The organism is Herbaspirillum sp. SJZ107, from assembly GCF_006715485.1.
In the GTDB taxonomy this organism is placed as follows: Bacteria; Pseudomonadota; Gammaproteobacteria; order Burkholderiales; family Burkholderiaceae_D; genus Telluria.
Genome location: NZ_VFNH01000003.1, coordinates 1,050,883 through 1,077,647 on the forward strand (window position 1 = coordinate 1,050,883; position 26,765 = coordinate 1,077,647).

Consider the following 26,765-nt stretch of genomic DNA (forward strand, 5'->3'; position numbering starts at 1 on the left):
CGCCCATGTTGAAGCGACTGTGTTGTGCGGTGGCGCTGGCGCTGGCCGGCGCTGCGGTGACCGGCGCGGCGGCTGCCGAGGCGCCCAAGGGATCACTGGTCATCATCGGCGGCGGCCTGCAGGCCGACAATGCCGCGGTGTGGCAAAAGATCGTCGCGCTGGCGGGCGGCAAGGGCGCGCGCATCGCGGTGCTGGCGACGGCGGCCGGCAATCCCGAACGCGAAGGGCAGCTCACCGTAACCAACCTGAACCGCCAGGGCGCGCAAGCCTTCGTGGTGCCGATCGCGCCGCGCCTGCCAGGGCGCGACGTGCGCAAGGATGCCGACGATCCGGCGCTGGCACGCGCGCTGGCGGATGCCGGCGGCGTGTTCTTCACCGGCGGCGACCAGGCCCGCATCACCGCCGCGCTGCGCCACCCCGACGGCAGCAACACCGCCGTGCTGGACGCGCTGTGGAAGCTGTACCGGCGCGGCGGCGTCATCGCCGGCACCAGCGCCGGCGCCGCCATCATGAGCAGCACCATGTTCTACGATCCGCCGGCCGAGGTGCTGCCAGTGCTGAAGAACGGTGTGGTGGACGGCAAGGACGTGGCGCCGGGCCTGGGCTTCATCGGCGACGACGTCTTCGTCGACCAGCACCTGCTGGTGCGCGGCCGCTTTGCGCGCATGCTGCCGGCGATGCTGGCCAAGCATTATGTGCTGGGACTGGGGATCGACGAGAACACCGCCGCCGTGATCGGGCCGGGACGCGACGTCACCATGATCGGCTACCGCGGCGCCATCGTGCTCGAGCTGGCGCAGGCCACCAGCGACAAGACGCAGCCCGGCTTCAACCTGGCCAACGCGCGCATCAGCTACCTGGACAGCGGCGACCGTTTCAATCTGGCCACCCGCACCTTTTATCCAGGACCGGGCAAGGAGCGCATCAACGAAGCGGTGCCCGAGCACCGCCCGCCGATTTTTTACACGGATATCCTGGGTAACACCACGGTGGTGAATCTGCTGGAGAAGCTGGTCGACAGCGACCAGCAGCGCGCGGTCGGCGTGGCCTTCGATGCGCCCGGCAGCCCGATGGCCGAGCGTGGGTTCGAGTTCACGTTCACGCGGATGCCGGACAGCGGCGAGTTTGCCACCAACCGCGAGGATGCGTTTTCGATTTACCGGATTCGGATGGATGTGCGGCCGGTGAGGGTGCGGCAGCCGTTTTATACGGTGGAGCAGGCAGCTCAATAGCCGTCGCCCCTGCGAAGGCAGGGGCCCAAGTTATACGCGTTTCGACGGCGCATCGAACTTGGGCCCCTGCCTGCGCAGGGGCGACGTATTGTGGTGACTACGGTGATACAGCCACCATGCTGATATTTACTGCTTAAGCAACGGCTTCAGGTACTTGCCAGTCACACTCTCCGGATTCTCCGCCACCTCCTCCGGCGTACCATGCGCCACGATCGTACCGCCGCCGGCACCGCCTTCCGGTCCCAGGTCGACGATCCAGTCCGCGGTCTTGATCACGTCCAGGTTGTGCTCGATGATGACGAGCGTGTTGCCCTGGTCGCGCAGGCGGTGGATCACCTTCAGCAGCAGGTCGATGTCGGCGAAGTGCAGGCCGGTGGTCGGCTCGTCCAGGATGTACAGCGTACGCCCGGTATCGCGCTTCGACAGTTCCAGCGACAGTTTGACGCGCTGCGCCTCGCCGCCCGACAGCGTGGTCGCGCTCTGGCCCAGCTTGATGTAGCCCAGGCCCACGTCCAGCAGCGTGTGCAGCTTGCGCGCGATGACCGGCACCGGCTTGAAGAACTCGTGCGCATCCTCGACCGTCATGTCCAGCACTTCGGTGATGCTCTTGCCCTTGTACTGGACTTCCAGCGTCTCGCGGTTGTAGCGCTTGCCGTGGCAGACGTCGCACGGCACGTACACGTCCGGCAGGAAGTGCATCTCGACCTTGATCACGCCATCGCCCTGGCAGGCTTCGCAGCGGCCGCCCTTGACGTTGAACGAGAAACGGCCGGCGCTGTAGCCACGTTCCTTGGCGGTCGGCACCGTCGCGAACAGGTCGCGGATCGGAGTAAACACGCCGGTGTAGGTGGCCGGGTTCGAGCGCGGGGTGCGGCCGATCGGCGCCTGGTCGACCGAGATCACCTTGTCGAAGTGCTCGAGGCCGTGGATCGCGTCGTGCGGCGCCGGCTCGGTCTGCGAACCGTACAGGTGGCGCGACAGGGCCGGGTACAGCGTGTCGTTTACCAGCGTCGATTTACCGGAACCCGAGACGCCGGTCACGCAGGTCATCAGGCCGACCGGCAGCTCCAGCGACACGTTCTTCAGGTTGTTCCCGGTGGCGCCGGTGATCACCATCTGGCGCTCCGGATCGGCCACGGTACGCTTCTTCGGCACGTGGATCTTCTTCTTGCCGGACAGGTAAGCCGCGGTCAGCGACTCCTTGTTCTTCATGATGTCCTTGAGCGAACCCTCGGCAATCACGGCGCCGCCGTGCACGCCGGCGCCCGGACCCATGTCGACGATGTAGTCGGCGGTACGGATCGCATCCTCGTCGTGCTCGACCACCAGCACGCTGTTGCCGATGTCGCGCAGGTGCTTCAGGGTCGCGATCAGGCGGTCGTTGTCGCGCTGGTGCAGGCCGATCGACGGCTCGTCCAGCACGTACATCACGCCGGTCAGGCCGGAACCGATCTGCGAGGCCAGGCGGATACGCTGCGCCTCGCCGCCCGACAGGGTGTCGGCGCTGCGGTCGAGCGACAGGTAATCCAGGCCGACGTCGTTCAGGAATTTCAGGCGCGCCACGATTTCCTTGATCACGCGCTCGGCGATGTCCTTCTTGGCGCCCGTCAGTTCGAGGCCGTCGAAGTACTTCAGGCAGTCGCGCAGCGGGGTCTTGGCGACCTCGTAGATCGCGCGCTGCTGTTCGCCGTTGCCGATCTTGACGTAACGCGCTTCGGTACGCAGGCGCGCGCCGTTGCAGGTCGGGCATTCCTTCTCGTTGATGAACTTCGCCAGCTCTTCCTTGACCGCCATCGAATCGGTCTCGCGGTAGCGGCGCTGCAGGTTGTTCACCACGCCTTCGAAGGTGTGCTCGCGGATCACGGTGCGGCCACGCTCGTTGACGTAGGCGAACGGCACCGCGGTCTTGCCGGAACCGAACAGCACGGCATCCTGGGCCGTCTTCGGCAGCTGCTCGAACGGTTTATCCAGGTCGAAGCCGTAGTGCTGCGACAGGCTGGTCAGCATCTGGAAGTAGAACTGGTTGCGGCGGTCCCAGCCCTTGACGGCGCCGGACGCCAGCGACAGGTTCGGGAAGGCCACGATGCGCTTCGGATCGAAGAACTCGATGTGGCCCAGGCCATCGCATTCCTGGCAGGCGCCCATCGGGTTATTGAAGGAGAACAGGCGCGGCTCCAGCTCCTGCAGCGAATAGCCGCAGACGTTGCAGGCGAACTTGTTCGAGAAGATGTGCTCCTTCTCGGTATCCATTTCGTAGGCCACGGCGCGGCCGTCGGCGATGCGCAGCGCGGTCTCGAAGGACTCGGCCAGGCGCTGCTTGATCTCGTCATTCACCTTGATGCGGTCGATGACGACGTCGATCGTGTGCTTTTCGGTCTTCTTCAGCTTGGGCAGGTCGTCGATCTCGTAGATCTTGGCCGTGCCGGTGCCGCTCTGGATGCGGAAGCGCACGAAGCCCTGGGCCTGCATCGCCTGGAACAGGTCGCCGTGCTCGCCCTTGCGGTTGGCCACGACCGGCGCCAGGATCATCAGCTTGGTCCCCTCCGGCATGGCCAGCACGGCATCGACCATCTGCGATACGGTCTGCGCGGCCAGCGGCTCGTGCGAGTGGTCCGGGCAGTAGGGCGTGCCGACGCGCGCGTACAGCAGGCGCAGGTAATCGTGGATCTCGGTGACGGTGCCGACGGTCGAGCGCGGATTGTGCGAGGTCGCCTTCTGCTCGATCGAGATCGCGGGCGACAGGCCCTCGATCAGGTCGACGTCCGGCTTTTCCATCAGCTGCAGGAACTGGCGTGCGTAGGCCGACAGCGATTCGACATAGCGGCGCTGGCCCTCGGCGTACAGCGTGTCGAACGCGAGCGAGGACTTGCCGGAACCCGACAGGCCGGTGATCACGATCAGCTTGTTGCGCGGCAGATCGAGGTTGATGTTCTTGAGATTGTGCGTGCGGGCGCCGCGGATTCGGATTTCTTCCATTAGCTTGTTTTGAAGCCTTTCACATGGTTTGAGGGCCGGCGCACGAGACTGTCGCGGTGGGCGGGCCAATCGGGGAGAACCGTTAACTATAGCCGGTTTCATTCTTGCCCGTACGTGCCGCTGAAGCGCTCGTGCCAGCGTGAATATCCTTGCATGGCAGTCTTGCAAGCAGACGCAACGGATTCCACAGGGACCGCATCTATGTGGGCTGTTTCAAGCGCTCTTCAATGACAAAGCGATCAAAATCTGAAAATAAATTTGTGGTGCATGGATGGCGATTCATCAAAAGTATGAATTTCTTAATGACTTTTGGTATCTGAGGCTATGGAATTGAGAGGCGTGGCGGACGGTGGAATACTTCCCGCCCTTTCATACTTCATTCCTGGCTTCAATCATGAAAACCGTTCTGGGTCCGCTTGGCCTGATGATGCTCGCCGTCGTGCAAGCCGGTTGCGGCAGCAGCGCTGACCGCGCCGCGGCCAGCCTGCCCGCGGCTACGGCGACGGCGACGGCGACGGCGCAGGTGGACGCGCCCGCCATCGTGGCGCCGCAGCCGGCGCCGGCCCGATTGACGGCGCTGTCCGCCATTCCGGGCGTGCCCGCCTGGTCGACGACCGGCGGCAATCCGGGGCACACCAACTACGTGCCCGCTACCTTCGATCCGGCAAAATTCTCGCACCGTTTCAGCTGGACGCTGCCTGCCGGCGCCTCGGTATCCCAGGCCCAGCTTGCGCTCGACGGTGGACAGGCTTTCGCCGTGGTCCGCGACGCCGGCGGGACCTGGCGCCTGCATGCGATCGACGAAGCGAGCGGCAAGCAGAACTGGACCGCACCGCTGGGCCAGCTCGACATCGTCGACCCGCCCGCCACCCATGACGGCAAGGTCATACTGAGCAGCGCCGCCGGCCTGGACGGCGACGTCCTGTGGTTCTTCGACCAGCGCACCGGAAAACTGCTCGACAAGCGGACGATGCCGGCCCGGCGTATGGCCGGCCATTCGACGGCCGACCTGCGCATGGCGCCGGTCATCGCGGGTGACGGCATCTACGTGAACGACCGCGCCGGCGGCAAACTGCTTGCGAAGTTCGATGCTGCGACGCACGCATTGCTGTGGGAAAGCGAGTGGGCCGGCGCCGCGAACCACGCCTTTGCGCCGGCCGTCGAGGGCGGCCGGGTGTACGCCGCCTTTTCCAGCGGCGGCCTGCTCGCCGTCGATGCGCGCACCGGCAAAACGGTGCTCGAGCACCACCGGCAATTCACCGATGCGCCGATGCCGGGCATGGTCTCCGATGGGACGGCGTACGCACTCGCCGCGGGTGGCCTGGTCGCGACCGACCTGAAGCGCGGCACCTTCAAGTGGCAGGGCCCGGAACTGCTGGAACTGGCCGCGCCGCCGGGACCCGTGCTGTACGGTATTGCCAGCAATGCGATCCAGGCGATCGACAGGGCAACCGGGAAGCTGCTGTGGAGCATGCCGACGCCGGCACCGACGTCGGGGGCGAACGCCATCCTGGCCACCAGGAACCTGCTGTTCGTCAGCAGCACTCCGCAGTCGGACAGCGGCACCTATGCCATCGACATCGCGACCCGCAAAGTCGTGTGGCGCACGCCGGAGGGTGGCTGGCTGTCGATCTCGCCGAACGGGGTGCTGTACATCACGCCGTTCAAAGGGGCGGTCACGGCGGTGAACCTGCAGTCATGACGCGCCATTAATTAGCGCATTGTTACCTCAAGAATTTTGACCGGTATCTCTTCCAAATGGGGCACTCCGCCCCCATTTTCGTGGTCTGAGCGGATGTCGGAAAACGGGGCGTCCGCCAGCCTGCAACACCTGCAAAAAGTTGCCTATCAGGGCAAGCAAACAGGCATAATAACGGACGCAAATCAACAGCCTCTCCGGCACTTAGTCAACACGCAGAGTCGGGGATCAACTTAGGAGTTTCACCATGGCATCAGTCAATAAGGTCATCATCGTCGGCAATCTCGGCCGCGACCCGGAAATCCGCTACATGCCGAGCGGCGACGCCATCGCCAACATCGCGGTTGCGACCTCGTACAAGTCGAAGGACCGCAACTCGGGCGAGCAGAAAGAGCTGACCGAATGGCACCGCATTTCCTTCTTCGGCCGCCTCGCCGAAATCGTCGGCCAGTACCTGAAAAAAGGTTCGTCGGTCTACGTCGAAGGCCGCCTGCAGACCCGCAAGTACACCGATAAAGACGGCATCGAACGCTACGCCACCGACATCATCGCTGAAAACATGCAGATGCTGGGCGGCCGCCAGGGCATGGGCGGCGGCGACAGCTACGGTGGCGACGACAGCTACGGCGGTGGCGGTGGCGGCTACGACGCCCCGCCGAGCCGTCCGGCACCGCAGCGCCAGGCGCCGCCGGCACCGGCAGCCCGTCCGCAGCCGAAGCCGGCTGCGAACTTCTCGGATATGGATGACGATATTCCATTCTGATCGCGCCGCGTTTTTCGCGTCCTGATTCGAAAAATCCCCGCAGCTTTCAGGCTGCGGGGATTTTTTTCATTCAAGCGGGCTTACACATCCACCACCATCTCGAACCCCCCATAAATCATCCGCTTGCCATCGAAAGGCATGCTCTCCGGTTTCATGAACTCGGCCATGCGCGGATCCTTCATCACCTTCTCGTTGACCTCGTCGCGCTTGGCCCGCGATGCGTAGACGATCCACGAAAACGCCACCACCTCCCCATCCTCCAGCATCACGCTCTGCGGAAACGAAGTCAGCTTGCCCGGCTTGACATCATCGCCGATGCATTCGCGGAACTCGAGTGCGCCGTGTTCGCGCCAGATATTGCCCGCGGCCCTGGACATGTCCTTGTAGGCGTCCAGCTTGGCCCGTGGAACAGGCACCACAAAACCATCGACATACGGCATGGCGTTCTCCTGTGATGAGTGTCCCCAATATAGACCGTTGCGGCAGCCGAAAAAATCCCGCCGCGGCAGCAAGCGGGTCAGGCACAGATCAAGGATGAAGCTCAGGCGATGTCGAAGCGCACCGGCGGCAGCCCGGCAATCTCGCCCACGACCAGGCCGGCTTCCTCGGGGAACAGCATCCCCGTGTACGAACCGGCCGTGATGACCGTCCCGGCCGGCAGCGCAATGTTCTGCGCGTTGCAATGTCCGACCAGCCAGTGCAGCAGGCGGCGCGGATCGCCGGCCGGGTTGGTGCCGGCGCCTTTGAATACGTCGCGACCGTTCAGCACCAGGTGCGCCTGCGGACTGCGGAAGTCGACGCCGGCATCGTAGGCGACGAACTCGCCGGCGATCAGCGCGCCGTGGTTCTGCAGGTCGGCGAGCTGGTTCAGCTTGGGCACGTCGGGCCAGCCTGTCAGCCGGCTCGAGACGATCTCGATCGAGGCCGCGATACCGTCGATGGCGGACAGCACCTGCTCCTCGGTCACCGCAGCGGAACCTGGAAGGAAATCGCGCCCGAAGCGGAACATGATTTCGAGCTCGATGCCGAATACCGGAAAATCGCTGCGCGCCACAGCGGCACCGGACGCGTAAATGCCCTGGCGCGGCAGCGGTGCGCCCTGGATCGGGCCGTCTTCGGACTTGGCGCCGATCTTCCAGCCGCCGATGTCGAGCCCGCGGCGTTGCAGGAAGGCTTGCTGTGCGCGGTAGGCATCGGCGCCGCTCGCCGGTTCGAGGTGCGCCGGCACGGTCACCTGTCCGGCTTTCTGTGCATGGGCATCGCTGAGCAGGATACCGAGTTCTTCAGGGGTGCTTGTCATTGTCTATCGTATTGAATTGATCGTTCAGGCCTGGATATTCGCCATGGCGTCGTCGAGCGGCGTTTTGACGTTGTGGAAGCGGTTGTCGGGCTGGATGCGGAAGCACAGCAAAACGCCGATCCCCATCAGGATGATACTGCCGACGAAAGGCAGTTCCCAGTTGCCGGTCCTGTCGATCACATAGCCGGAAATCACCGGCGACAGGATCGCGGCCATCGCCGAGCCGGTATTCATGATGCCGCTGGCGGTGCCGGAGCAGTCCGGGGCGATATCCATCGGAATGGCCCACATCGGCCCGATCGTCATTTCGGCGAAGAAGAAGCCGGCGCTCAGGCTCAGGATCGACACGGTGCGGTCGTGGGTCCACATCAGCGGCAGCAGAGAAAGCAGCGTCAGGAACATGCACACCGCGACCATGTAGCTGCGCGCTTTCCTGAGATTGCCGGTGCGTTTCAGGATGCGGTCGCTGATGATGCCGCCGAGGGTGTCGCCGATCACGCCGGCGAAGAACACGCCGGAGGCGAACAGCGCCGACTTCTTGATGTCCATGTCGTAGCTGTGCAGGAAGTACTGCGGGATCCAGCTCAGGAACAGCCACAGCGTCCAGCCGTAGCAGAAGTAGACCAGCGTCACCGGCAGCATGCGGAAGAACAGCGGCTTCCATGCCACCGTCACCTTCTTTTTCTTGGCGACCGGGAGCACGTCCAGTTCCTGCGGCGTGATGCGCGGGTGTTTCGACGGGTCTTCCGTGAACACGCGCGACCAGATCAGTACCCAGACCAGGCTGATGACGCCGCAGATATAGAAGGATTCACGCCAGCCGTAGACCGCCATGACGGCCACGACGGCGGTCGGCGCCACGGCGTTGCCGATGCGGGAAAAGGCATGCGTGATGCCCTGGGCGAAGCCGCGGTTGTCCTTCGACACCCAGCGCGACATGGCGGAGGTGGCGGCGGGGAAGGTGGCGCCTTCGCCGAAGCCGAGCAGCAGGCGCGCCAGCAGCAGCGAGACCAGGCCGCCGGCAAAGCCGGTGCAGATGGTGGCGACCGCCCACAGCAGGCCGCACCAGATCAGCGTCCTGCGCGCGCCGAACTTGTCGCTGACCCAGCCGCCGATGATCTGGAAGACGAGATAGGGGTAGGCGAATGCGGAAAAGACCAGGCCGATTTCCGTTTTCGACAGATTGAATTCCTTGCCGAAGCCGGAAGCGGCGGTACTGACGTTGACGCGGTCCAGATAGGTGATGAAATACATCAAGCAGAGCATCAACAGGACGACCGACGTCGCCCGCAAACGCAGATATTTCATGGTTGTCTCCTGATGGTGCCGGCCCGCCCTCGTCGGGGCAGGGTCTTCTCCGAGACTGATGCCCGGCACGGATTCGATGCTTGGAAAAACTGTTGGATCCGGCCCGCGGCCGGGCTGTTCGTACGAGGCGTCAGGCGGCTTTCAGCGCCGGCTTGACCTTTTGCGCGCCGAGCACCTCCATCGCCGCCAGCACGCCGCTGCCCGCGAGCGGCACGCCGGCCAGCTTCAGGCCCATTTCGCAGCCGGCCAGGGTGGCCATCAGGGTCAGATCGTTGGCTTCGCCGAGGTGGCCGATGCGGAACATCCTGCCCTTCATCTTGCCCAGGCCCGTGCCCAGCGACATGTCGAAGTGTTCGTAGATCGTCTTGCGGATCTGGTCCGCATCGAAGTCTTCGGGCACCATGACGCCGGTCAGCACCGGCGAGTAGACGGCCGGGTCGGCGCACTGGATCTCGAGGCCCCAGGCCCGCACCGCCTGGCGGCAGGCGTGGGCCAGGCGCTGGTGGCGCGCGAAGGTGTTGTCGAGACCCTCGCCGAGGATCATGTCGAGCGCTTCGGCCAGGCCGTACAGCAGGTTGGTGTTCGGGGTGTAGGGCCAGTAGCCGGTGGCGTTCATCTCGATGATCTCGGTCCAGCCCCAGAATGCCTTCGGCAGCTTCGCGGTCTTGCTGGCTTCGAGCGCCTTTTTCGAGACCGCATTGAAACTGATCCCCGGCGGCAGCATCAAGCCTTTCTGCGACCCGGACACGGTGACGTCGACGCCCCATTCGTCGTGGCGGTAATCGGCCGAGGCCAGACCGGAAATCGTGTCGACCAGCAGCAGCGCCGGGTGGCCGGCGGCGTCGATCGCCTTGCGCACCGCGGCGATGTCGGAAGTGACGCCGGTCGAGGTTTCGTTGTGGACCACGCAGACAGCCTTGATCTGGTGTGCGCCGTCCTGGCGCAGGCGCGCTTCGATCAGGTCGGGCTGCACGCCGCGGCGCCAGCCTTCGATGCCGGGCAGGCCGAGGAATTCGGGTTGCAGACCGAGGGCTTCCGCCATCTTCTTCCACAGCGTGGCGAAGTGGCCGGTTTCGTACATCAGCACGTCGTCGCCCGGGCTCAGGGTATTGACCAGCGCGGCTTCCCAGGCGCCGGTGCCGGAAGCCGGGTAGATCACGACCGGCTGCTCGGTCTTGAAGATCTTCTTGATGCCATTCAGGACCTGCAAGCCGAGCGCGCCGAATTCCGGACCGCGGTGGTCGATCGTCGGGTAGCTCATGGCGCGCAGGATGCGGTCGGGGACCGGGCTCGGCCCCGGGATCTGCAGGAAATGACGGCCGGCAGGGTGGAAATCCAGTTTCAGCATGTACTCCTCCATGAATGAATGATTTATTTTGTATTTTGCATGCAATCCAGAATAGCAGTGGGTTCTCGGCAGGACAACGCTTATTTATCAGTAACATTCGTGGGTCGGGGGAACGGTAAAGACAGCGCCGGTACATGCTAAAATGAGAACAACAGCAAGATAGGATTTTGTATGCAAAACTCGGCAGTCGAGCAGGCGCCCGTTCCTGGCGCAGCCACCATTTCCGTTCCCAAACTCGAGCGCCAGCACCTGCACGACACCGTCGTCGAGCACCTGCGCCACCTGATCGTCGAAGCGGTATTCCCGCCCGGGACCAAGCTGAACGAGCGCGAGTTGTGCGAAACGATGGGCATCTCGCGCACGCCGCTGCGCGAAGCGCTCAAGGTGCTGGCGGTGGAAGGCCTGATCGAGATCGCGCCGAACCGCGGCGCCTCGGTTTATAAAATGTCGACCCTCGAAGTGCGCGAGACCTTCGAATTCATGAGCGGCCTGGAAGCGCTGGCCGGAGAATTGGCGTGCGAGCGTATCACCGCCGAGGAACTGGCCGAGATCAAGGCGCTGCATTACGCCATGCTGACCTGCAAGGTGCAGAACGACCTGCCCGGTTATTACAGCCGCAACCAGCAGATCCACGACAAGATCAACCAGGCCGCGCGCAATTCGGTGCTGAACCAGACGTACCTGAGCATGAACCGGCGCCTGCAGGCGCTGCGCTTCAAGTCCAACTTCAAGGCCGACAAATGGGACCGCGCGGCCCACGACCACGAAGAAATGATCAAGGCCCTGGAAGCACGCGACGGCAAGCGCCTTGGCGCCATCCTGCGCCAGCATTTGCTGGATAAACGCGATGCCGTCATGGGCATGCTGGGCGCCGGCACGCCGGACTGATACCGCCATCTTGATGGCATGCCAGCCACAATCCGCGATGGCAAGACTGGCACGCCTGTTCTCATCCGTGTAATATCCCGACTTTGGGTGCGTCCATTCCCGTCCGGGGATGGCGTTAAACGGGAAACCGGTGACGCCGCATGAGAAATGCGGTCATTCCGGTGCAGCCCCCGCTGCTGTAAGCCTGACGACTCCGGCAATACGCCACTGCGATGTCCATCGTGGGAAGGCCCGGAGGAGGACGAAGGCGAGCCAGAATACCGGCCCGAATTGTCAGCACCATTCCCCGGGGTGACGGGAAGCCGCTGTCGACCGGCTTGCGCGCGTCCGCCTTCAGTCCCGCTCCCAGTCCGTCGACCGTCTTTTCAGCCTCCGTCTGGTGTCCTTATCGACCATTCGACGGGAGGTTTCGAATGCACATCATGGAAGGCTTTCTGCCGCCGGCGCATGCGCTCGGCTGGGCCGCGGTTTCCGTTCCCTTCCTGGCCTGGGGCCTGCGCTCGATGGGACGGGCCTTGGAAGCGCATCCCGAGCGGCGCATGCTGCTCGGCGTGGCCGCCGCCTTTGCCTTCCTGCTGTCGGCCCTGAAACTGCCGTCGGTGACCGGGAGTTGCTCGCACCCGACCGGCGTCGGCCTCGGCGCGCTGCTGTTCGGCCCCGCGGCGATGGTGCCGGTAGGCTTCGTCGTGCTGCTGTTCCAGGCGCTGCTGCTGGCGCACGGCGGCCTGACCACGCTCGGCGCCAACGTGTTTTCGATGGCAATCGTCGGCCCCTTCGTGTCCTACGCCGTGTTTCGCGGTGCCGCGACGCTGGGCGCGAACCGCTCGATCGCCGTGTTCCTGGCCGCCTGCCTGGGCGACCTGGCGACCTACCTCACCACGTCGGCGCAACTGGCGCTGGCCTTCCCGGATGCGGTCGGCGGCTTCGACACCTCCTTCCTCAAATTCGCCGGCATCTTTGCGCTGACCCAGGTGCCGATCGCCATCAGCGAAGGCCTGTTGACGGTGCTGGTGGTGAACGCGATGGCGCGCTTCAATGCGCATGAGCTGCGCGCGCTGCCGGTGATGGCCTTGCGCACGCGGGAGGGCGCATGAAAACGCGCAGCTGGCTGCTGTGGGGAACCATCGTCCTCTTGACCGTCTTGCCGCTGTGCCTGATCAGCGCACCGCCCGGCGCCGACCTGTTCGGCGGGTCCGACGACCGCGCCCAGCAGGTGATCGGCACCATCGCGCCGCACTATAAACCCTGGTTCGCGCCGGTGTTCGAACCGGCCAGCAGCGAGATCGCCTCGCTGCTGTTCGCGCTGCAGGCGGCCATCGGCGCCGGCGTGATCGGCTACTGGCTCGGTTTGTCGGTGGCGCGCGAGCGTGCGCGCAAGAGCGCGCATGAGGGCATCCCTTCGGAACAGGACCCACGTGCGGATTGAGACAGCCGCCTACGCCAGCCGCTGGCAGGGCGTCGCCCCGTCGGCCAAGGCCCTGTTCGCGCTGGGCGGCATGGGTGCGGCCTGGCTCGCCACGCGTCCGGGTACGCTGGCCGGACTGGCGGCCGTGCTGGCGCTCACCGCATTGATCGGCGCGCGCGTGCCGCTGCGTACCTACGTCGCCGTGGCCGTGCCCCCGCTCGGCTTCCTGCTGCTGTCCTGCCTGACCATGCTGGTGACGCCGGGCGTCGCCACGCCGGGCGTCGATGGCAGCTGGCACTGGGCCGCTTCGATGTGGCCGGCGGTGGCGCGCACCGCCGGGCGTTCGCTGGCGATGCTGGCGGCGCTGCTCGGCTTCGTGTTGACCACGCCCTTGCCCGACCTGCTGGCGCTGCTGCGCCGCCTGCGCACGCCCGAACTGCTGCTCGACCTGATGGCACTGTGCTACCGCATGCTGTTCGTACTGCGCCAGGCCTGGGAAGAGGGCGTCACGGCGCAGAGCGCGCGCCTCGGCTACCGCGGCTGGAGACACGCCTGGCGCTCGACCGGCCTGCTGGCGGGGCAGATGGCGGTGCAGGTGTGGCAGCGCGCTAGCGCCCTGCAGATGGCAGCCGATGCGCGCGGCTACCAGGGCACCTTGCGCTTCCTGCCGGCCGAGTTCCCCCAGGCGCGCCGCCAGAACGCGTGGGCGGTACTGGCTGCGGCGCTGTTGCTGCTGGCGGCAGCCGGAGACCGCGTATGAATCCCATCATCGAGATGCAGGCGGTCAGTCACGCCTTTGCCGACGGCAGCAGCGGCCTGCGCGACTGCAGCCTGGTGCTGGGCCGCGGCCGCCGCCATGCGCTGCTGGGTGCCAACGGCGCCGGCAAGACCACGCTGCTGCAGCACCTGAACGGCCTGCTGCGCCCGACTGCCGGCCGGCTGCTGCTGGACGGCCAGCCTTATGACTACAGTCGCAGCGGGCTGGCGCAGCTGCGCCGCCGCGTCGGCCTGGTGTTCCAGAATCCGGAGCGCCAGCTGTTCTCGGCCCAGGTCGAGGAAGACGTGTCCTTTGGCCCGCTGAATCTCGGCCTCGACGCCGCCACCGTGCGTGCGCGCGTAAAAGCCGCGCTCGATGCGGTCGGGCTGGGCGGGCATGCGCGGCGCGCCGTGCACCACCTCAGCTTCGGCCAAAAGAAGCGGGTCTGCATCGCCGGCGTGCTGGCGATGGCGCCGGACGTGCTGCTGCTCGACGAACCGATGGCCGGCCTCGACGCGCCGATGCAGGACGAACTGACGGCCCTGCTGGACCGCCTGGCGGCGCGCGGCACGACCATCCTGCTGTCCACCCACGACATCGACTTTGCCTACGGCTGGGCCGACGACCTGCACCTGATGGCGGGCGGGCGCGTGATCGCGTCCGGGCCGGCGCCGACGGTCGGCACCGACGTCGATGCGCTGGACGCCGCCGGCCAGCGGCCGCCGCTGGCGCTGGCGCTGCATGCGCACCTGGTCACGCGCGGCGTGCTGCCGGCCGGACAGGCGCCGCGCAGCGTGGACGCGGTGCTGGACGCGCTGCGCATCCTGCCGTTCCAACCTTTGACGAAGACAACGACATGACAATCCACATCGCCAACGACGCCGGCAAGATCTGGTTCGTCGGCGCCGGCCCCGGCGACCCCGAACTCATCACCGTGAAAGGCCGCAGCCTGCTGGAGCAGGCCGGCGCCGTGCTGTTCGCCGGTTCGCTGGTCGACCGCGCCGTGACCCTGTACGCGCCGCCCGGCTGCGCCATCCGCGATTCCAAGGATATGACGCTGGAAGAGATGACGGCCTGGCTGATCGACCAGGCGCAGCGCCACGCCACCGTGGTGCGCCTGCAGACCGGCGACCCGGCCCTGTACGGCGCCCTGATCGAGATGGCGCGCCCGCTGACGGCAGCCGGGATCGAATGGGCGGTGGTGCCGGGCGTGTCGTCGGCGATGGCGTCGATGGCGGCCGCCGGCGAATCGATGACGCTGCCGGAAGTGACCCAGACCGTGATCCTCACCCGGGTCGAGGGCCGCACGCCGATGCCGGAAGGCGAAGACCTGGCCAGCCTGGCGGCGCACCGCACCACCATCTGCATCTTCTTGTCGATCACGCTGATGTACAAGGTCGAGGCGGCGCTGCGCGCGGCCGGCTGGCCAGACGATGCGCCGATGCTGGTGGTGCACAAGGCCAGCTGGCCGGGCGAGGAAAAGATCATCCGCGGCACCCTTGCCGACATCAAGGCGCGCTGCCGCGAGGCCGGCGTCGCCAGCCAGGCGATGATCGTCGCCAGTCCCACACTGGGCGCGCTGCATTGGGAGACGCTGGTGCGCTCCAAGCTGTACGACCCCACATTCACCCATCGCTTCAGGAAGGCCAGCGCATGAATCAGATCATCTTTACTCCCTCCGTCACGCTGCACGCGGACGACACCGTGCTGGTGGTCGGCCACGGCTCGCGCGAGGATGCCGGCAACCAGGAAATCCGCGAATTCGTGGCGCAGTGGCGGGCGCGCCGGCCGGACCTGCGCATCGAACTGTGCTTCATCGAATTCGCGCCGCCGGAGCTGAACGCCGCCCTGCTGGATGCCGCGCGCAGTGCGCGCCGGGTGCTGGTGGTGCCGCTGATCCTGAATGCGGCCGGCCACGTCAAGATGGAGATCCCGGAAGCGGTCGAGCAGGCGCGCATCGCGTGCCCGCAGGCCGAGATTTTATTGGCGCCGCACCTGACCGCCTGCGATCCGATCCTGGCGATCCTGAAGCGCCGGTTGCGCCGCGCCATGGGCGCGCTCGACATGCCGGATCCGACCACCACCGGCGTGGTGGTGCTGGGCCGCGGCTCGTCCGACCGCGGCGCCAACGGCGAGATGGCCAAGATGACGCGCTGGCTGCAGGAAGAGGGGGACCATGAACTGGTCGACCTGGCCTTTACGGGCATTACCTGGCCGCGCCTGGAAAAGGTGGTGCAGCGCCAGGTGCTGCTCGGCATGCGCCAAGTCGTGGTGCTGCCGTACTACCTGTACACCGGCACGCTGATGCAGCGTATCCACCGCCAGGTCGAGCACCTGCGCGGCCAGTACCCGCAAGTGCGCTTTTTCTGCGGCGAGCATTTCGGCTTCGAAAAGGAGATCTTCGAGCTGATGGACCAGCGCGTGGCCGACCTGCGTGCCGGCGTGCCTGACAGCCGCCTGCCCTGCGACGGCTGCGGCTACCGCGAGCTCGCGCACGACCTCGGACATGGCCATTCGCATGCGCACACCCACGACCACGGTCACGCGCACCCGCATGACCACGCTCATGGGCACGACCATGCACACGATCATGACCATGCGGAGAAGCAGCCGGCATGAGCACGATTAACACCGTCACCGAACAGCTGACCCGCGCCGGCCAGGCCATCGAGCACGACAGCTTCGCGATCATCGACGCCGAAGCCGGTACGCACGCCTATACCGAACAGCAGTGGCCGATCGTGCGCCGCATGATCCATGCAAACGCCGACTTCGATTTCAACGGCCTCACCGATTTCCACCCGGATGCGGTCAGCGCAGGCATCGAGGCCATGCTGGCCGGCGGCCGCCCGGTGGTGGCCGACGTCGAGATGATCTGTTCCGGCCTGTCGCAGCCGCGCCTGGCGCACTTCGGCATGAAGACGTACCAGTTCATCAGCGACGCCGACGTGATCGAGCGCGCCAGGCAGGAAGACACCACACGCGCGGTGCAGGCGATGCGCAAGGCGGCCAGCCGCGGATTGCTGGACGGCGCTATCGTCGGCATCGGCAATGCGCCGACCGCACTGATCGAGCTGGTGCGCCTGATCCGCGAGGAGGGCGTGCGCCCGGCGCTGGTGGTGGGCATGCCGGTCGGTTTCGTGTCGGCGGCCGAGTCGAAGGACTTGATGGCCGAATTGAAGGACGTGCCCTGGATCGTGATCCGCGGGCGCAAGGGCGGTTCCACGCTGGTGGTGGCGGCGCTGCACGCGCTGCTGGCGCTGGCCGAAGCCAGGCAGAAGACCATGCAGGCGGCGCAAAAATGAAGGACAAGACGGCCGAGCGCGGCACCCGCACGGGCTTCACCACCGGCGCCTGCGCGGCGGCGGCGGCGCGCGCGGCGGTGCTGGGTCTGGCCGGCGGCGCGGTGCCGGGTGAAATCGACAGCCTGCTGCCGAACGGCACCCGGGTGCGCTTCGACGTGCACGACGGCCGCTGCGATGGCGGGCAGGCGCACGCGATGGTGATCAAGTTCGCCGGCGACGATCCGGACTGCACCGACGGCGCCCACCTGACGGTCGACCTGCGCCTGCTGCCGGGCCAGGCCGGTACCGTCACGTACGTGGCCGGCGACGGCGTCGGCACCGTGACGATGAAGGGCCTCGGCCTGGAAGTCGGCGGCCCGGCGATCAACCCGGTACCGCGCCGGAACATCGCCGACAACCTGCGCGAAGCGGCACCGCAGCTACTGATGGAACACGGCATCGAGGTCACCATCAGCGTGCCCGACGGCCAGGTCATGGCCAAAAAGACCACCAATGCCAGACTGGGCATCCTGGGCGGCATCAGCATCCTCGGCACCACCGGCATCGTCAAGCCGTATTCCACGGCCGCCTGGCGCGCCAGCGTGGTGCAGGGCGTGCAGGTGGCGGCCACCGCCGGCCATAACCTGGTGGCGCTGACCACCGGCGGCCGTACCGAGACCTTCGCCATGGCCACGCTGCGCGCCGAGCGGCCCGAACTGCCGTCGGCCTGCTTCGTGCAGATGGGCGACTTTTTACGTTATGCGCTGGACGAGGCGGCGGCGCAGGGCATCGGCCTGGTGGTGCTGGCGGTCATGGTCGGCAAGCTGACCAAGATCGCGCAGGGCGAGACCATCACCCACGCCAACCGCAGCGAGGTCGATACCGACCTGGTGGCCGAGATCGCACGCCGCATCGGCGCCGCGCCGGAGGATTGCGCCGCCATCGCCGCTGCCGAGACCGCGCGCTTCGGCGCCGAGCTGATGGTCGAGCGCGGGCTGGGCGACGCCTTTCACCACGCGCTGGCGCAGGCCGCCATCGATACCTTGACGGCGCCGGAACGCTATGGCCGCGCCTTCCAGCTGCGCGTGATCGTCACCGACTTCGAAGGCAAACAGGTGGCCGACGTGCTATCGCCGCCCGGGCTGCCGCGCGCCGCACCGGCGGCCGGCCGCACCAGCATCGACCACATCCTTGACACTGACTGATATGGACACCACCGTGCAAGACCCCAACCCCTGCCGCGTGATCGGCGTGCTCGACGACGGCGTCGCCAGCCTGAACGCCACCGCGCTGGCCTACCTGCGCAATGCCGACGTGGTGATCGGCGGCGCCCGCACGCTGGCGCTGCTGGCGCGCGAACTGAGACCCGGCGCCGTCCAGCATGACCTCACCGGCAAGCTGAAAGCGGTGCCCGAATGGGTGCGCGCGGCGCGTGCCGACCACCTGGCCTGCGTGGTGCTGGCCACCGGCGACCCGCTGTGCCACGGCATCGCGCCCTACCTGGCCCAGCACCTGTGCGTGCAGGCGCTCGACATCCTGCCGAACCTGTCGACGCTGCAGCTGGCCTGCGCGCGCATCGGGCTGGCCTGGCAGGATGCGCGCATCGTCTCGGTGCATGCCAAGGATGCCGGCGAGTGGGCGCGCGGCAGCACCCCGGAGCACGGCCTGTACGGCCTGGCCCAGGCACTGCGCCGCCATGCGCGATTGCTGGTACTGACCAGTCCCGACAATTCCCCGGACCGCATCGCGCGCCTGCTGCTGGCCGAGGGCCTGGGCGACGACTTCCACATGGCGGTGGCGGAAAACCTGCTGCAGCCGGAAGAGCGGGTGCTGGCCGAACTGAGCCCGCAGGATGCGGCTGGCATGCGCTTCGCGGCGCTGAACGTGGTGCTGCTGTGGCGCGTGACGCCGGCGCCGCGCCCGGTGCAGTTCGGCCTGGCGGATGCCGAATTCGTGCAGCGCCAGCCCGAGAAGGGCCTGATCACCAAGCAGGAAGTGCGCGCGGTGAGCCTGGCGCGCCTGCAGCTGCGGCTTGATAGCGTGGTGTGGGACATCGGTGCCGGTTCGGGTTCGGTCGGCCTGGAAGCGGCGCGCCTGTGCCCGCAGGGCCACGTCTACGCGATCGAGAAGAACGATGCCGATTTCGCCATCGCCGGCCGGAACCACGCGGCCTTCGGTGTCGGCAACTACAGTCTGCATCAGGGCAAAGCGCCGGAAGGGCTGGATGCCTGGCCGGACCCGGATGCGGTCTTCATCGGCGGCTCCGGCGGCGAACTGGCGACCTTGATCGCGATGATCGTGGCGCGCCTGCGCCCCGGCGGCAACCTGGTCATGAACTTCGTCACGCTGGAAAACCTGGCGACTGCGACAGCTACCCTCGACGCCATCGAGGGTGTAGCCTGGGACGTGCTGCAGCTGCAGGCCGCGCGCAGCAAGCCGATCCTGCACATGCATCGCATGGCGGCCGAAAACCCGGTATGGATCGTGTGCGCGCATCGTGAAGGAGGCGAGGCATGACCGGAACACTGTACGGCATCTCGCTCGGCCCCGGCGACCCCGGCCTGATCACGCGCGCCGCCTGGGAGCAACTGCAGCGCCGCGATGCGGTCTGGGTCTACCCGGCGCGCAGCGGCAAGACCCCCAGCTATGCATTCGACATCGTGCAGCGCGCCGGCCTGGCGCCGCCCGAGGAGCACGCGCTGCTGCTGTTCCCGATGACGCACGACGGCGAGAAGCTGGCGCGGGCCTGGCTGCGCGCCGCCGAGACCGTGCTGCCCTGGCTGCGCGCGGGCCGCGACGTGCTGTTCCTGGTCGAAGGCGACGCCAGCACCTATGCCACCTTCGGCCACCTGGCGCGCACCGTGCGTGCGCTCGACGCGCAGGTGGGGGTAAAAATCATCGCAGGCGTGAATGCCTTCACTGCAGCCTGCGCCGAAGTGCCGGTGCCTTTCGCCGAGCAGGACGACACGGTCGCCATCGTGCCGGCCGCCTATGGCGTGAGCGCGGTCGACCGCCTGCTGCCCGACTTCGACACGCTGGTGCTGATGAAAGTGAAGCCGCTGCTGGACGAGCTGATCGACTGGCTGGAACGGCGCGACCTGCTGGCCGGCGCCCACTTCATCGAACGCGTCGGCGCGCCCGACGAGCGCCGCTTCAGCGCGCGCGACATCCTGGCGCTGCGCGGTACCAGGGTCAGCTACCTGTCGCTGCTGATCGTCAAGCACCCGCACCGCATCCGCGGCGAACGCATCAAGGGCTGCCTCAAGAAGAGCGGCCCCTTACCTTTATTAGAGGAGAGCGCATGAGCGCACCAACCGATAACCCCCGTCTGTGCCTGGTGGCGATCACCAAGCACGGCGCCGCCCAGGCTGCGCGCCTGGCGGTCGACCTGCCCGATGCCGACATCTGCACCTCGGCCAAGTTCGCGGCCAGCTTTTCCGGCCTGCCGAACGCGATCCGCGCCTACGAAGGCGCGCTGCGCGACGAGATCGGCCCGCTGTTCGCCGGCTACGACCAGATCGTGTTTTTCGTGTCGCTGGGCGCGGTGGTGCGCCTGATCGCGCCGCACCTGCGCAGCAAGGACGAAGACCCGGGCGTGATCGTGGTCGACGACGCCGGCCAGTACGTCATTCCCGTGCTGTCCGGCCACGTCGGCGGCGCCAACGAATGGAGCGAGCGGGTGGCGCTGCTGCTGGACGCGGCGCCGGTGCTGACCACGGCCTCGGACGTGGGCCGCACCATCCCGGTCGACATCCTTGGGCGCCAGCTCGGCTGGCGCGTGGAAGCGCCGAAGATCAACATCACCCGGGTCTCGGCCCACGTGGTGAACGGCGAACCGATCGCCTTTATCCAGGATGCGGGCAGTCCCGACTGGTGGACCCGGCCGACGCCGCTGCCCGAGAATATTCACCGTTTCGCGCGGTTCGACGAGGTGCCGCTGGAGCGCTACGCCGCCCTGCTGTGGGTGACGCATGCGGAGGTGCCGGCCGAGCGCTGGGACGCGCTGAAGGAACGCCTGGTGGTATATCGCCCGCCGCAGGACGGGGTAGAGGACAGCGGCGCATGATCACCTTCGCCATCGGCCTCGGCTGCGACCGCGGCACCTCGCTGGAGACCGTGAGCAAGGCGGTCGAGGTGGCGCTGGCGCTGGTCAATGCGGTGCCCGACCAGGTCGTGGCCGCCGCCAGCATCACGCTCAAGATGGACGAAGCCGCGCTGCTGGCGCTGGCCCAGCGATACGACTGGCCGCTGCAGTTCTATCCGCCCGAGCAGCTGGCCGGGGTGCAGGTGCCGAATCCGTCCGAGACCGTGCGCCGCCATACCGGCACGCCCTCGGTCAGCGAGGCGGCGGCGCTGCTGGCCGCCGGTCCCGGCACGCCGATGAGCGCGCTGGTTGTCGAAAAATACAAATACCGGGGCGAGGATGGCCGCAATGCCACCGTCTCGATCGCAAGGAAAACCCAATGAACCAAGAACTCACGCAGGCGGCGCCCGCCGACGCAGCGGCGCCCGGCAAGATCATGCTGGTCGGGATCGGCCCCGGCAGCGTCGACCACATGACCCAGCGCGCCCGTGCGGCGATCGCCGAAGCCGACGTGGTGATCGGCTACGTCACCTACATCAAGCTGGTGGCCGACCTGGTCGAAGGCAAGGAGATCATCCGCAAGTCGATGACCGAGGAACTCGACCGCGCGGTCAGCGCCCTGGCGTCGGCGCGCGCCGGCAAGAAGGTGGCGCTGATCTCCTCGGGAGACGCCGGTGTCTACGGCATGGCCGGCCCGACCTTCGAGGTGCTGTTCCAGTCCGGCTGGACCCCGGACGACGAAGTCCAGGTCGAGATCATCCCCGGCGCCTCGGCGCTGAACAGCTGCGCCGCCCTGGTCGGCGCGCCGCTGACCCACGACTTTTGCGCGATCTCGCTGTCCGATTTGTTGACGCCATGGCCGACCATCGCCCGGCGGCTGGATGCCGTCGCCATGGCCGACTTCGTGGTGGCGCTGTACAACCCGAAGAGCGGACGCCGCACGCGCCAGATCGTCGAGGCCCAGCGCCTGTTCCTGCGCCACCGCCGCCCGGATACGCCGGTCGCCATCGTCAAGAGCGCCTACCGGCGCCGCGAGAACATCGTGTTCACCACGCTGGACAGCATGGCGGATGCCGACATCGGCATGCTCAGCACGGTCCTGATCGGCAACAGCAACACCTTCGTGCGCAACGGCCTGATGGTGACGCCGCGCGGTTACGCGAATAAATACGACATGGAAGATGGCGGCAGCACCCGCGACGGCGAAAAGGCCGGCCGCTCGCTGTCCACCGGCCTGCTCGGCTGGCTGGAAACGCTGCAGGCCGAACACGCGGCCGGCGCCGACATCGCCACCCTGGCGGCGCGCCACCGCCTGCCCGCCGACTACATCCAGGCCACGCTGGACGAACCCCTGGATGCCGCCGCGCCGGCATCCGCAACCGAAGAAAGCGAAGCATGAGCACCGAACCGATCGACAACCCGATTCCGAAACCGAAGATCGGCGACTACCGCCGCCACCTGCTGGTCTGCACCGGCCCGCGCTGCACCGAAGACGGCCAGTCGCAGGCGCTGTTCGACAGCCTGGGCGACAAGTTCAAGGCCGCCGGCCTGAACGCCGGCGACCTGCGCGTCAAACGCAGCCGGGTCAGCTGCTTTGCCGCCTGCAAGGGCGGCCCGATCGTGTGCGTCCAGCCGGACGGCACCTGGTATTACAACGTGACGCCGGGCAACATGGACCGCATCATCGACCAGCACCTGTGCAAGGGCGAGCATGTGGAAGACCTGGTGTTCCATCAAGCGAAACAGGACTGACGAACGGATTGCCGGGCCGGTTTTATTTGGACGAATGTTGCGCTTGCTTTGCCGTACAATGTGATGGCATCCGCAATTATTTTTCATTCAATTGGCATCCATGTCCGACCAGAATACGAACGACGATCTCAGCTGGCTAGCCGGCGGCGGCGAAATGGGCGCGTTGATCCGTTCGATGGACTGGTCGACCACGCCCCTCGGTCCCCTGCACACCTGGCCGCAAAGCCTGCGCACCTCGGTCAGCCTGTGCCTGTCCTCGACCTTCCCGATCCTGGTGGCCTGGGGGCCGGACGACGTCCAGATCTACAACGACGCCTACCGGCCGATCTGCGGCGACCTGCATCCGCGTTCCATGGGCGGTGCCTTCAAGGAAATCTGGGCCAGCGCGCTGCCGGTGGTGGGCGATGCCTTCGACCGCGCGCACCGGGGCGAGGGCACCTATATCCGCGACCAGCGCATGTTCCTGGACCGCCATGGCTACCTCGAGGAAGCCTTCATGACTTTCTCGTTCTCGCCGATCCGCGACGAGTCGGGCGAGGTGGGCGGCATCTTCCACCCGATCTCGGAAGCGACGCCGGCGGTGCTGAACGCGCGCCGCTCGCAGGGCTTGCGCGACCTCAGCGCCGCCATCGGCGATGCACGCGCGGTCAGCGACATCGGCAACGACATTGCGGCCCACTACCCGAACCTGGCGCTCGACCTGCCGTTCGTGGTGCTGTACCACATCGACGCCGACAGCGGCAAGCTGCACCGCTGCGGCAGCGCCGGTCTCGACGGGCACCCGGACCTGGCGCCCGAGTACCTCGCGTTCGACGACGCGCTGTGGCCGTTCGCCGCCACCGCCCAGGCGCGCAGCGCCAAGCAGGTGCATGGCCTGCGGCCGCGTTTCGGCAACGTCAAATGCGGCCCCTACGATATCGCGCCCGATGCGGCGCTGGTGCTGCCGGTGACGGTGCCGGGCCAGCAGGAGCTGTACGGCTTCGTGGTGGCCGGCGTCAGCGCGGCGCGCGCACTGGATGCCGACTACCTGAATTTCTACGGCCTGCTGGGCGCCGCCGTCAATACCGCGGTCGGCAACGTGATCGCCTACGAAAAGGAACAGCGCCGCGCCGAGGAACTGGCCCAGATCGACCGCGCCAAGACCGCCTTCTTTTCCAACGTCTCGCACGAATTCCGCACGCCGCTGACCCTGATCCTGGGGCCGCTCGACGACGCGCTGGCGGATGCCGCCGAGCCGCTGGGCCCCGGCCAGCGCAAGCGCATCGACGTCACCCACCGCAACGCGCTGCGCCTGTTGAAGCTGGTGAATTCGCTGCTCGATTTCTCGCGCATCGAAGCCGGGCGGGTGCGCGCGACCTACGAACCGGTCGACTTGGCGCGCCTGACGGCCGACCTGGCCAGCGTGTTCGAGTCGGCGATGGCCAAGGGCGGCCTGGCCTACCACCTCGACCTGCACGACTTGCAGCAGCCGGTCTGGGTCGACCGCGACATGTGGGAAAAGATCGTCTTCAACCTGCTGTCGAATGCCTTCAAGTTCACGCTGCACGGCGGCGTGACGGTGACGCTGCGCCAGCTCGACGGCATGGCGCGCCTGTCGGTCATCGACAGCGGCAGCGGCATTCCCGAAGCCGAGCTGCCGCGCGTGTTCGAGCGCTTCCACCGCATCGAGGGCACCCCCGGCCGTACCTATGAAGGCACCGGCATCGGCCTGGCGCTGATCCAGGAACTGGTGCGCCTGCACGGCGGCAGCATCGCGGTGCACAGCGTGGAGGGGCAGGGAACCCGCTTCGACGTCGACATCCCGTTCGGCCACGCGCACCTGCCCGAGGACCGCATCGTGCAGCCCGGTCCCGACGCCACCGCACCGGACGGCGACGGCGGCCGCATGGGCGCGGCCTTTGTCGAGGAAGCGCTGCGCTGGCTGCCGGACCAGGAGACTACCAACAGCCGGCCTGTCTCCCCCGCCGGGGCGGTGGAACCGACGGCCACGGTCCTGCTGCAGCCGCCGGCCGTCCTGCCGCGCATCCTGATCGCGGACGACAACAACGACATGCGCGCCTACCTGAAATCGCTGCTCGACCCGTATGCCGTGGTCAGCGCCTGCAGCGACGGCGAAGCCGCCTACGAACACCTGTTGCGCGATCCGCCCGACCTGTTGCTGAGCGACGTGATGATGCCCAAGCTGGACGGCTTCGGCCTGATCGCGCGCATCCGCGCCACCGACGCCGTGCGCCAGCTGCCGGTGATCCTGCTGTCAGCCCGTGCCGGCGAGGAAGCCAAGGTCGAGGGCCTGCAGGCCGGCGCCGACGACTACCTGGTCAAGCCCTTCGCCGCCAACGAGCTGCTGGCTCGGGTGCGCCACCAGATCGGCCTGACGCGCGAGCGGCGCCGCCACCAGGACGAGCTGGCGCAGCGCGAAACCTATTTCCGCACGCTGGTCGACAGCGCACCCATCATGCTGTGGACCACCGATGCCAGCGGCTACTGCTATTACCTGAGCCAGCGCTGGGGCGAGTTCACCGGACGGCCGGTCGAGCAGGACCTGGGCATCGGCTGGACCGAAAACATCCATCCGGACGAACTGGAACAGGCCAAGGCCACCTTCCTGGCCTGTAATGCCGCGCAGACGCCCTACGTGGCCGACTTCCGCCTGCGCCGCAAGGACGGCACTTACCGCTGGGTGGTCGACACCGGCCTGCCGCGCTACGATGACGCCGGCAACTTTGCCGGCTACGTCGGCACCGTGATCGACGTCCACGACCGTGCGCTGGCGCAGCAGGAGCAGGAGCGCCTGGCGCACGAGCTGACCGAAAAGAACCGCATGCAGAGCGAGTTCCTGTTCACGCTGGCGCACGAGCTGCGCAACCCGCTGGCGCCGATCCGCACCGGCCTGGAACTGATGCGGGTGCGGCCCGCCGCCACCAACGGCGGCAAGGTACAGGCGATGATGCAGCGCCAGGTCGACCACATGGTGCGCCTGGTCGACGACCTGCTCGACATGGCGCGCCTGTCCGAGGGCAAGGTCGAACTGCGGCGCGCCCCGGTGACGCTGCAGGAAGTGGTGCGCGACGCCGTCGAGATCAGCACGCCGCTGCTGCATGCCGGCGACCACCAGCTGGCGGTGCGCATCCCGGAGACCGAGGTCGCCCTGAGCGCCGACCGCCACCGCATCGCCCAGGTGCTGAGCAACCTGCTCAACAACGCGGCCAAGTATACGCCCGCCGGCGGACGCATCGCCGTCGAGGCGGCGCTGCAGGGGGAGGAGGTGGCGATTTCCGTCATCGACAACGGTATCGGCATCGGTCCCGAGGTGCTGCCGCACGTGTTCGACATGTACGTGCAGGCGCACGACGGCCACGCGATGGCGCAGGGCGGGCTGGGCGTCGGCCTGAACCTGGTCAAGCGCCTGGTCGAGCTGCACGGCGGCCGGGTCGGCGCCGAGAGCGGCGGGGCCGGGCAGGGCAGCCGCTTCACGGTGTGGCTGCCGCTGACGCAGCCTGCGCCGGCGCTGCCCGATGCGCCGGCAGATGCGGCTGTCCAGCCGGCCAGCCCTGCGGCTGCAGACACCCTGCGCGTGCTGGTGGTCGACGACAACGTCGACGCGGCGCAGACCATGGGCGCCCTGCTCGAGATGAGCGGCCATGCCGTGGCGCTGGCCCACGACGGTGCCGCGGCGCTGGCAGCGGCGGCAGCGCAACCGCCGCACGTCGTGTTCCTCGACATCGGCCTGCCCGACCGCAGCGGTTTCGAGGTCGCGCAGGCGATGCGTGCGCTGTCCGGCATGCAGGACGCCACGCTGGTGGCGCTGACCGGCTGGGGCGCGGAACAGGACCGCAAGCGCTCGAGCGAGGCCGGGTTCGATGCGCACCTGACCAAACCGGCGGACTTCGACAGCGTCGAACGGCTGCTGCGCGACGCCGCCGCCAGCCGAGGGCTCTAGCGCAAGCGTGCGGAGCGGCGCGGTTGGAA

The 26,765-nt window shown here is 67.1% G+C and carries 24 protein-coding genes and 1 riboswitch; of the genes, 19 read left to right on the top strand and 5 right to left on the bottom strand.

The window, feature by feature from the left end:
• Positions 1-5: 5 nt before the first annotated feature.
• Positions 6-1,232: a cyanophycinase gene (locus FBX97_RS22790; RefSeq protein WP_141836879.1), complete on the top strand. Its 1,227-nt coding sequence runs from the start codon at positions 6-8 to the stop codon at positions 1,230-1,232.
• Positions 1,233-1,358: 126 nt separating this feature from the next.
• Here FBX97_RS22790 and uvrA read toward each other — a convergent pair whose 3' ends face one another.
• A complete protein-coding gene (gene uvrA, locus FBX97_RS22795; protein ID WP_141836881.1) occupies positions 1,359-4,208 on the bottom strand; it encodes an excinuclease ABC subunit UvrA in 2,850 nt (949 codons plus the stop codon).
• 394 nt (positions 4,209-4,602) lie between these two features.
• On the opposite strand from uvrA, the gene FBX97_RS22800 reads away from it, so the two are divergent.
• Both FBX97_RS22800 and ssb read left to right on the top strand, forming a co-directional pair.
• On the top strand, positions 4,603-5,910 hold the full coding sequence (locus tag FBX97_RS22800) for a PQQ-binding-like beta-propeller repeat protein (RefSeq protein ID WP_141836883.1): 1,308 nt from the start codon (positions 4,603-4,605) through the stop codon (positions 5,908-5,910).
• A gap of 244 nt (positions 5,911-6,154) precedes the next feature.
• Positions 6,155-6,670 carry a single-stranded DNA-binding protein gene (gene ssb, locus FBX97_RS22805; RefSeq protein ID WP_141836885.1) on the top strand — a complete coding sequence of 172 codons (516 nt, stop codon included), beginning with the start codon at positions 6,155-6,157 and terminating at the stop codon, positions 6,668-6,670.
• 80 nt (positions 6,671-6,750) lie between these two features.
• On the opposite strand, the gene FBX97_RS22810 is transcribed toward ssb, so the two are convergent.
• From FBX97_RS22810 to FBX97_RS22825, 4 genes are all read right to left on the bottom strand, one after another.
• A complete protein-coding gene (locus FBX97_RS22810) occupies positions 6,751-7,110 on the bottom strand; it encodes a DUF1428 domain-containing protein (RefSeq protein ID WP_141836887.1) in 360 nt (119 codons plus the stop codon).
• A 101-nt stretch (positions 7,111-7,211) separates the two neighbouring features.
• Positions 7,212-7,970, bottom strand: coding sequence for a 2-keto-4-pentenoate hydratase (locus FBX97_RS22815; protein WP_141836889.1), 759 nt, complete (start codon positions 7,968-7,970; stop codon positions 7,212-7,214).
• Positions 7,971-7,994: 24 nt separating this feature from the next.
• Complete coding sequence (locus FBX97_RS22820) at positions 7,995-9,278, bottom strand: MFS transporter (protein WP_141836891.1); 1,284 nt, start codon at positions 9,276-9,278, stop codon at positions 7,995-7,997.
• Between the two features lie 130 nt (positions 9,279-9,408).
• Positions 9,409-10,626: an alanine--glyoxylate aminotransferase family protein gene (locus FBX97_RS22825; protein WP_141836893.1), complete on the bottom strand. Its 1,218-nt coding sequence runs from the start codon at positions 10,624-10,626 to the stop codon at positions 9,409-9,411.
• Between the two features lie 171 nt (positions 10,627-10,797).
• Between FBX97_RS22825 and FBX97_RS22830 the strand changes: the two genes are divergently transcribed.
• From FBX97_RS22830 to FBX97_RS22905, 16 genes are all read left to right on the top strand, one after another.
• Positions 10,798-11,514, top strand: a complete 717-nt coding sequence (locus FBX97_RS22830) for a GntR family transcriptional regulator (RefSeq protein WP_141836895.1) — start codon at positions 10,798-10,800, stop codon at positions 11,512-11,514.
• Positions 11,515-11,582: 68 nt separating this feature from the next.
• Positions 11,583-11,798, top strand: a riboswitch (cobalamin riboswitch).
• A gap of 129 nt (positions 11,799-11,927) precedes the next feature.
• Positions 11,928-12,608 (top strand): energy-coupling factor ABC transporter permease, encoded by a 681-nt coding sequence (locus FBX97_RS22835; protein WP_141836897.1) that lies wholly within the window; start codon positions 11,928-11,930, stop codon positions 12,606-12,608.
• Positions 12,605-12,940, top strand: a complete 336-nt coding sequence (locus FBX97_RS22840) for an energy-coupling factor ABC transporter substrate-binding protein (protein WP_141836899.1) — start codon at positions 12,605-12,607, stop codon at positions 12,938-12,940. The genes FBX97_RS22835 and FBX97_RS22840 overlap by 4 nt, the downstream gene beginning before the upstream one ends.
• Positions 12,930-13,679 (top strand): cobalt ECF transporter T component CbiQ, encoded by a 750-nt coding sequence (gene cbiQ, locus FBX97_RS22845; protein ID WP_141836901.1) that lies wholly within the window; start codon positions 12,930-12,932, stop codon positions 13,677-13,679. Before FBX97_RS22840 ends, cbiQ begins: the two co-directional genes overlap by 11 nt.
• Positions 13,676-14,536: an energy-coupling factor ABC transporter ATP-binding protein gene (locus tag FBX97_RS22850; protein WP_141836911.1), complete on the top strand. Its 861-nt coding sequence runs from the start codon at positions 13,676-13,678 to the stop codon at positions 14,534-14,536. The genes cbiQ and FBX97_RS22850 overlap by 4 nt, the downstream gene beginning before the upstream one ends.
• The gene (cobM, locus tag FBX97_RS22855; protein ID WP_141836913.1) at positions 14,533-15,333 is read left to right on the top strand and encodes a precorrin-4 C(11)-methyltransferase; all 801 of its coding nucleotides are present in this window, start codon (positions 14,533-14,535) and stop codon (positions 15,331-15,333) included. The genes FBX97_RS22850 and cobM overlap by 4 nt, the downstream gene beginning before the upstream one ends.
• Positions 15,330-16,295 (top strand): sirohydrochlorin chelatase, encoded by a 966-nt coding sequence (locus tag FBX97_RS22860; protein ID WP_141836915.1) that lies wholly within the window; start codon positions 15,330-15,332, stop codon positions 16,293-16,295. The genes cobM and FBX97_RS22860 overlap by 4 nt, the downstream gene beginning before the upstream one ends.
• On the top strand, positions 16,292-16,981 hold the full coding sequence (locus FBX97_RS22865) for a precorrin-8X methylmutase (RefSeq protein WP_141836917.1): 690 nt from the start codon (positions 16,292-16,294) through the stop codon (positions 16,979-16,981). Before FBX97_RS22860 ends, FBX97_RS22865 begins: the two co-directional genes overlap by 4 nt.
• Positions 16,978-18,165 (top strand): cobalt-precorrin-5B (C(1))-methyltransferase, encoded by a 1,188-nt coding sequence (locus tag FBX97_RS22870; protein ID WP_141836919.1) that lies wholly within the window; start codon positions 16,978-16,980, stop codon positions 18,163-18,165. Before FBX97_RS22865 ends, FBX97_RS22870 begins: the two co-directional genes overlap by 4 nt.
• A 1-nt stretch (position 18,166) precedes the next feature.
• Positions 18,167-19,477 (top strand): precorrin-6y C5,15-methyltransferase (decarboxylating) subunit CbiE, encoded by a 1,311-nt coding sequence (cbiE, locus tag FBX97_RS22875; RefSeq protein ID WP_141837149.1) that lies wholly within the window; start codon positions 18,167-18,169, stop codon positions 19,475-19,477.
• A complete protein-coding gene (gene cobI, locus FBX97_RS22880) occupies positions 19,474-20,265 on the top strand; it encodes a precorrin-2 C(20)-methyltransferase (protein ID WP_141836921.1) in 792 nt (263 codons plus the stop codon). The genes cbiE and cobI overlap by 4 nt, the downstream gene beginning before the upstream one ends.
• Positions 20,262-21,026, top strand: a complete 765-nt coding sequence (locus FBX97_RS22885; protein WP_141836923.1) for a cobalamin biosynthesis central domain-containing protein — start codon at positions 20,262-20,264, stop codon at positions 21,024-21,026. Before cobI ends, FBX97_RS22885 begins: the two co-directional genes overlap by 4 nt.
• Positions 21,023-21,427 carry a cobalamin biosynthesis protein gene (locus tag FBX97_RS22890; RefSeq protein ID WP_141836925.1) on the top strand — a complete coding sequence of 135 codons (405 nt, stop codon included), beginning with the start codon at positions 21,023-21,025 and terminating at the stop codon, positions 21,425-21,427. Before FBX97_RS22885 ends, FBX97_RS22890 begins: the two co-directional genes overlap by 4 nt.
• Positions 21,424-22,443 carry a precorrin-3B C(17)-methyltransferase gene (cobJ, locus tag FBX97_RS22895; protein WP_141836927.1) on the top strand — a complete coding sequence of 340 codons (1,020 nt, stop codon included), beginning with the start codon at positions 21,424-21,426 and terminating at the stop codon, positions 22,441-22,443. Before FBX97_RS22890 ends, cobJ begins: the two co-directional genes overlap by 4 nt.
• Complete coding sequence (locus tag FBX97_RS22900) at positions 22,440-22,796, top strand: ferredoxin (protein ID WP_141836928.1); 357 nt, start codon at positions 22,440-22,442, stop codon at positions 22,794-22,796. The genes cobJ and FBX97_RS22900 overlap by 4 nt, the downstream gene beginning before the upstream one ends.
• Positions 22,797-22,896: 100 nt before the next feature.
• A complete protein-coding gene (locus tag FBX97_RS22905; protein WP_141836929.1) occupies positions 22,897-26,736 on the top strand; it encodes an ATP-binding protein in 3,840 nt (1,279 codons plus the stop codon).
• Positions 26,737-26,765: the final 29 nt, after the last annotated feature.

Coding starts and splice junctions, on each gene's coding strand:
- FBX97_RS22840 (WP_141836899.1), top strand. CDS start 12,605: ATGAAAACGCGCAGCTGGCTGCTGTGGGGAACCATCGTCCTCTTGACC.
- FBX97_RS22800 (WP_141836883.1), top strand. CDS start 4,603: ATGAAAACCGTTCTGGGTCCGCTTGGCCTGATGATGCTCGCCGTCGTG.
- cobI (WP_141836921.1), top strand. CDS start 19,474: ATGACCGGAACACTGTACGGCATCTCGCTCGGCCCCGGCGACCCCGGC.
- FBX97_RS22885 (WP_141836923.1), top strand. CDS start 20,262: ATGAGCGCACCAACCGATAACCCCCGTCTGTGCCTGGTGGCGATCACC.
- FBX97_RS22900 (WP_141836928.1), top strand. CDS start 22,440: ATGAGCACCGAACCGATCGACAACCCGATTCCGAAACCGAAGATCGGC.
- FBX97_RS22865 (WP_141836917.1), top strand. CDS start 16,292: ATGAGCACGATTAACACCGTCACCGAACAGCTGACCCGCGCCGGCCAG.
- uvrA (WP_141836881.1), bottom strand. CDS start 4,208: ATGGAAGAAATCCGAATCCGCGGCGCCCGCACGCACAATCTCAAGAAC.
- FBX97_RS22815 (WP_141836889.1), bottom strand. CDS start 7,970: ATGACAAGCACCCCTGAAGAACTCGGTATCCTGCTCAGCGATGCCCAT.
- cobJ (WP_141836927.1), top strand. CDS start 21,424: ATGAACCAAGAACTCACGCAGGCGGCGCCCGCCGACGCAGCGGCGCCC.
- FBX97_RS22790 (WP_141836879.1), top strand. CDS start 6: ATGTTGAAGCGACTGTGTTGTGCGGTGGCGCTGGCGCTGGCCGGCGCT.
- FBX97_RS22830 (WP_141836895.1), top strand. CDS start 10,798: ATGCAAAACTCGGCAGTCGAGCAGGCGCCCGTTCCTGGCGCAGCCACC.
- FBX97_RS22870 (WP_141836919.1), top strand. CDS start 16,978: ATGAAGGACAAGACGGCCGAGCGCGGCACCCGCACGGGCTTCACCACC.
- FBX97_RS22860 (WP_141836915.1), top strand. CDS start 15,330: ATGAATCAGATCATCTTTACTCCCTCCGTCACGCTGCACGCGGACGAC.
- FBX97_RS22905 (WP_141836929.1), top strand. CDS start 22,897: ATGTCCGACCAGAATACGAACGACGATCTCAGCTGGCTAGCCGGCGGC.
- FBX97_RS22825 (WP_141836893.1), bottom strand. CDS start 10,626: ATGCTGAAACTGGATTTCCACCCTGCCGGCCGTCATTTCCTGCAGATC.
- FBX97_RS22820 (WP_141836891.1), bottom strand. CDS start 9,278: ATGAAATATCTGCGTTTGCGGGCGACGTCGGTCGTCCTGTTGATGCTC.
- FBX97_RS22850 (WP_141836911.1), top strand. CDS start 13,676: ATGAATCCCATCATCGAGATGCAGGCGGTCAGTCACGCCTTTGCCGAC.
- FBX97_RS22890 (WP_141836925.1), top strand. CDS start 21,023: ATGATCACCTTCGCCATCGGCCTCGGCTGCGACCGCGGCACCTCGCTG.
- cobM (WP_141836913.1), top strand. CDS start 14,533: ATGACAATCCACATCGCCAACGACGCCGGCAAGATCTGGTTCGTCGGC.
- FBX97_RS22810 (WP_141836887.1), bottom strand. CDS start 7,110: ATGCCGTATGTCGATGGTTTTGTGGTGCCTGTTCCACGGGCCAAGCTG.
- cbiE (WP_141837149.1), top strand. CDS start 18,167: ATGGACACCACCGTGCAAGACCCCAACCCCTGCCGCGTGATCGGCGTG.
- ssb (WP_141836885.1), top strand. CDS start 6,155: ATGGCATCAGTCAATAAGGTCATCATCGTCGGCAATCTCGGCCGCGAC.
- FBX97_RS22835 (WP_141836897.1), top strand. CDS start 11,928: ATGCACATCATGGAAGGCTTTCTGCCGCCGGCGCATGCGCTCGGCTGG.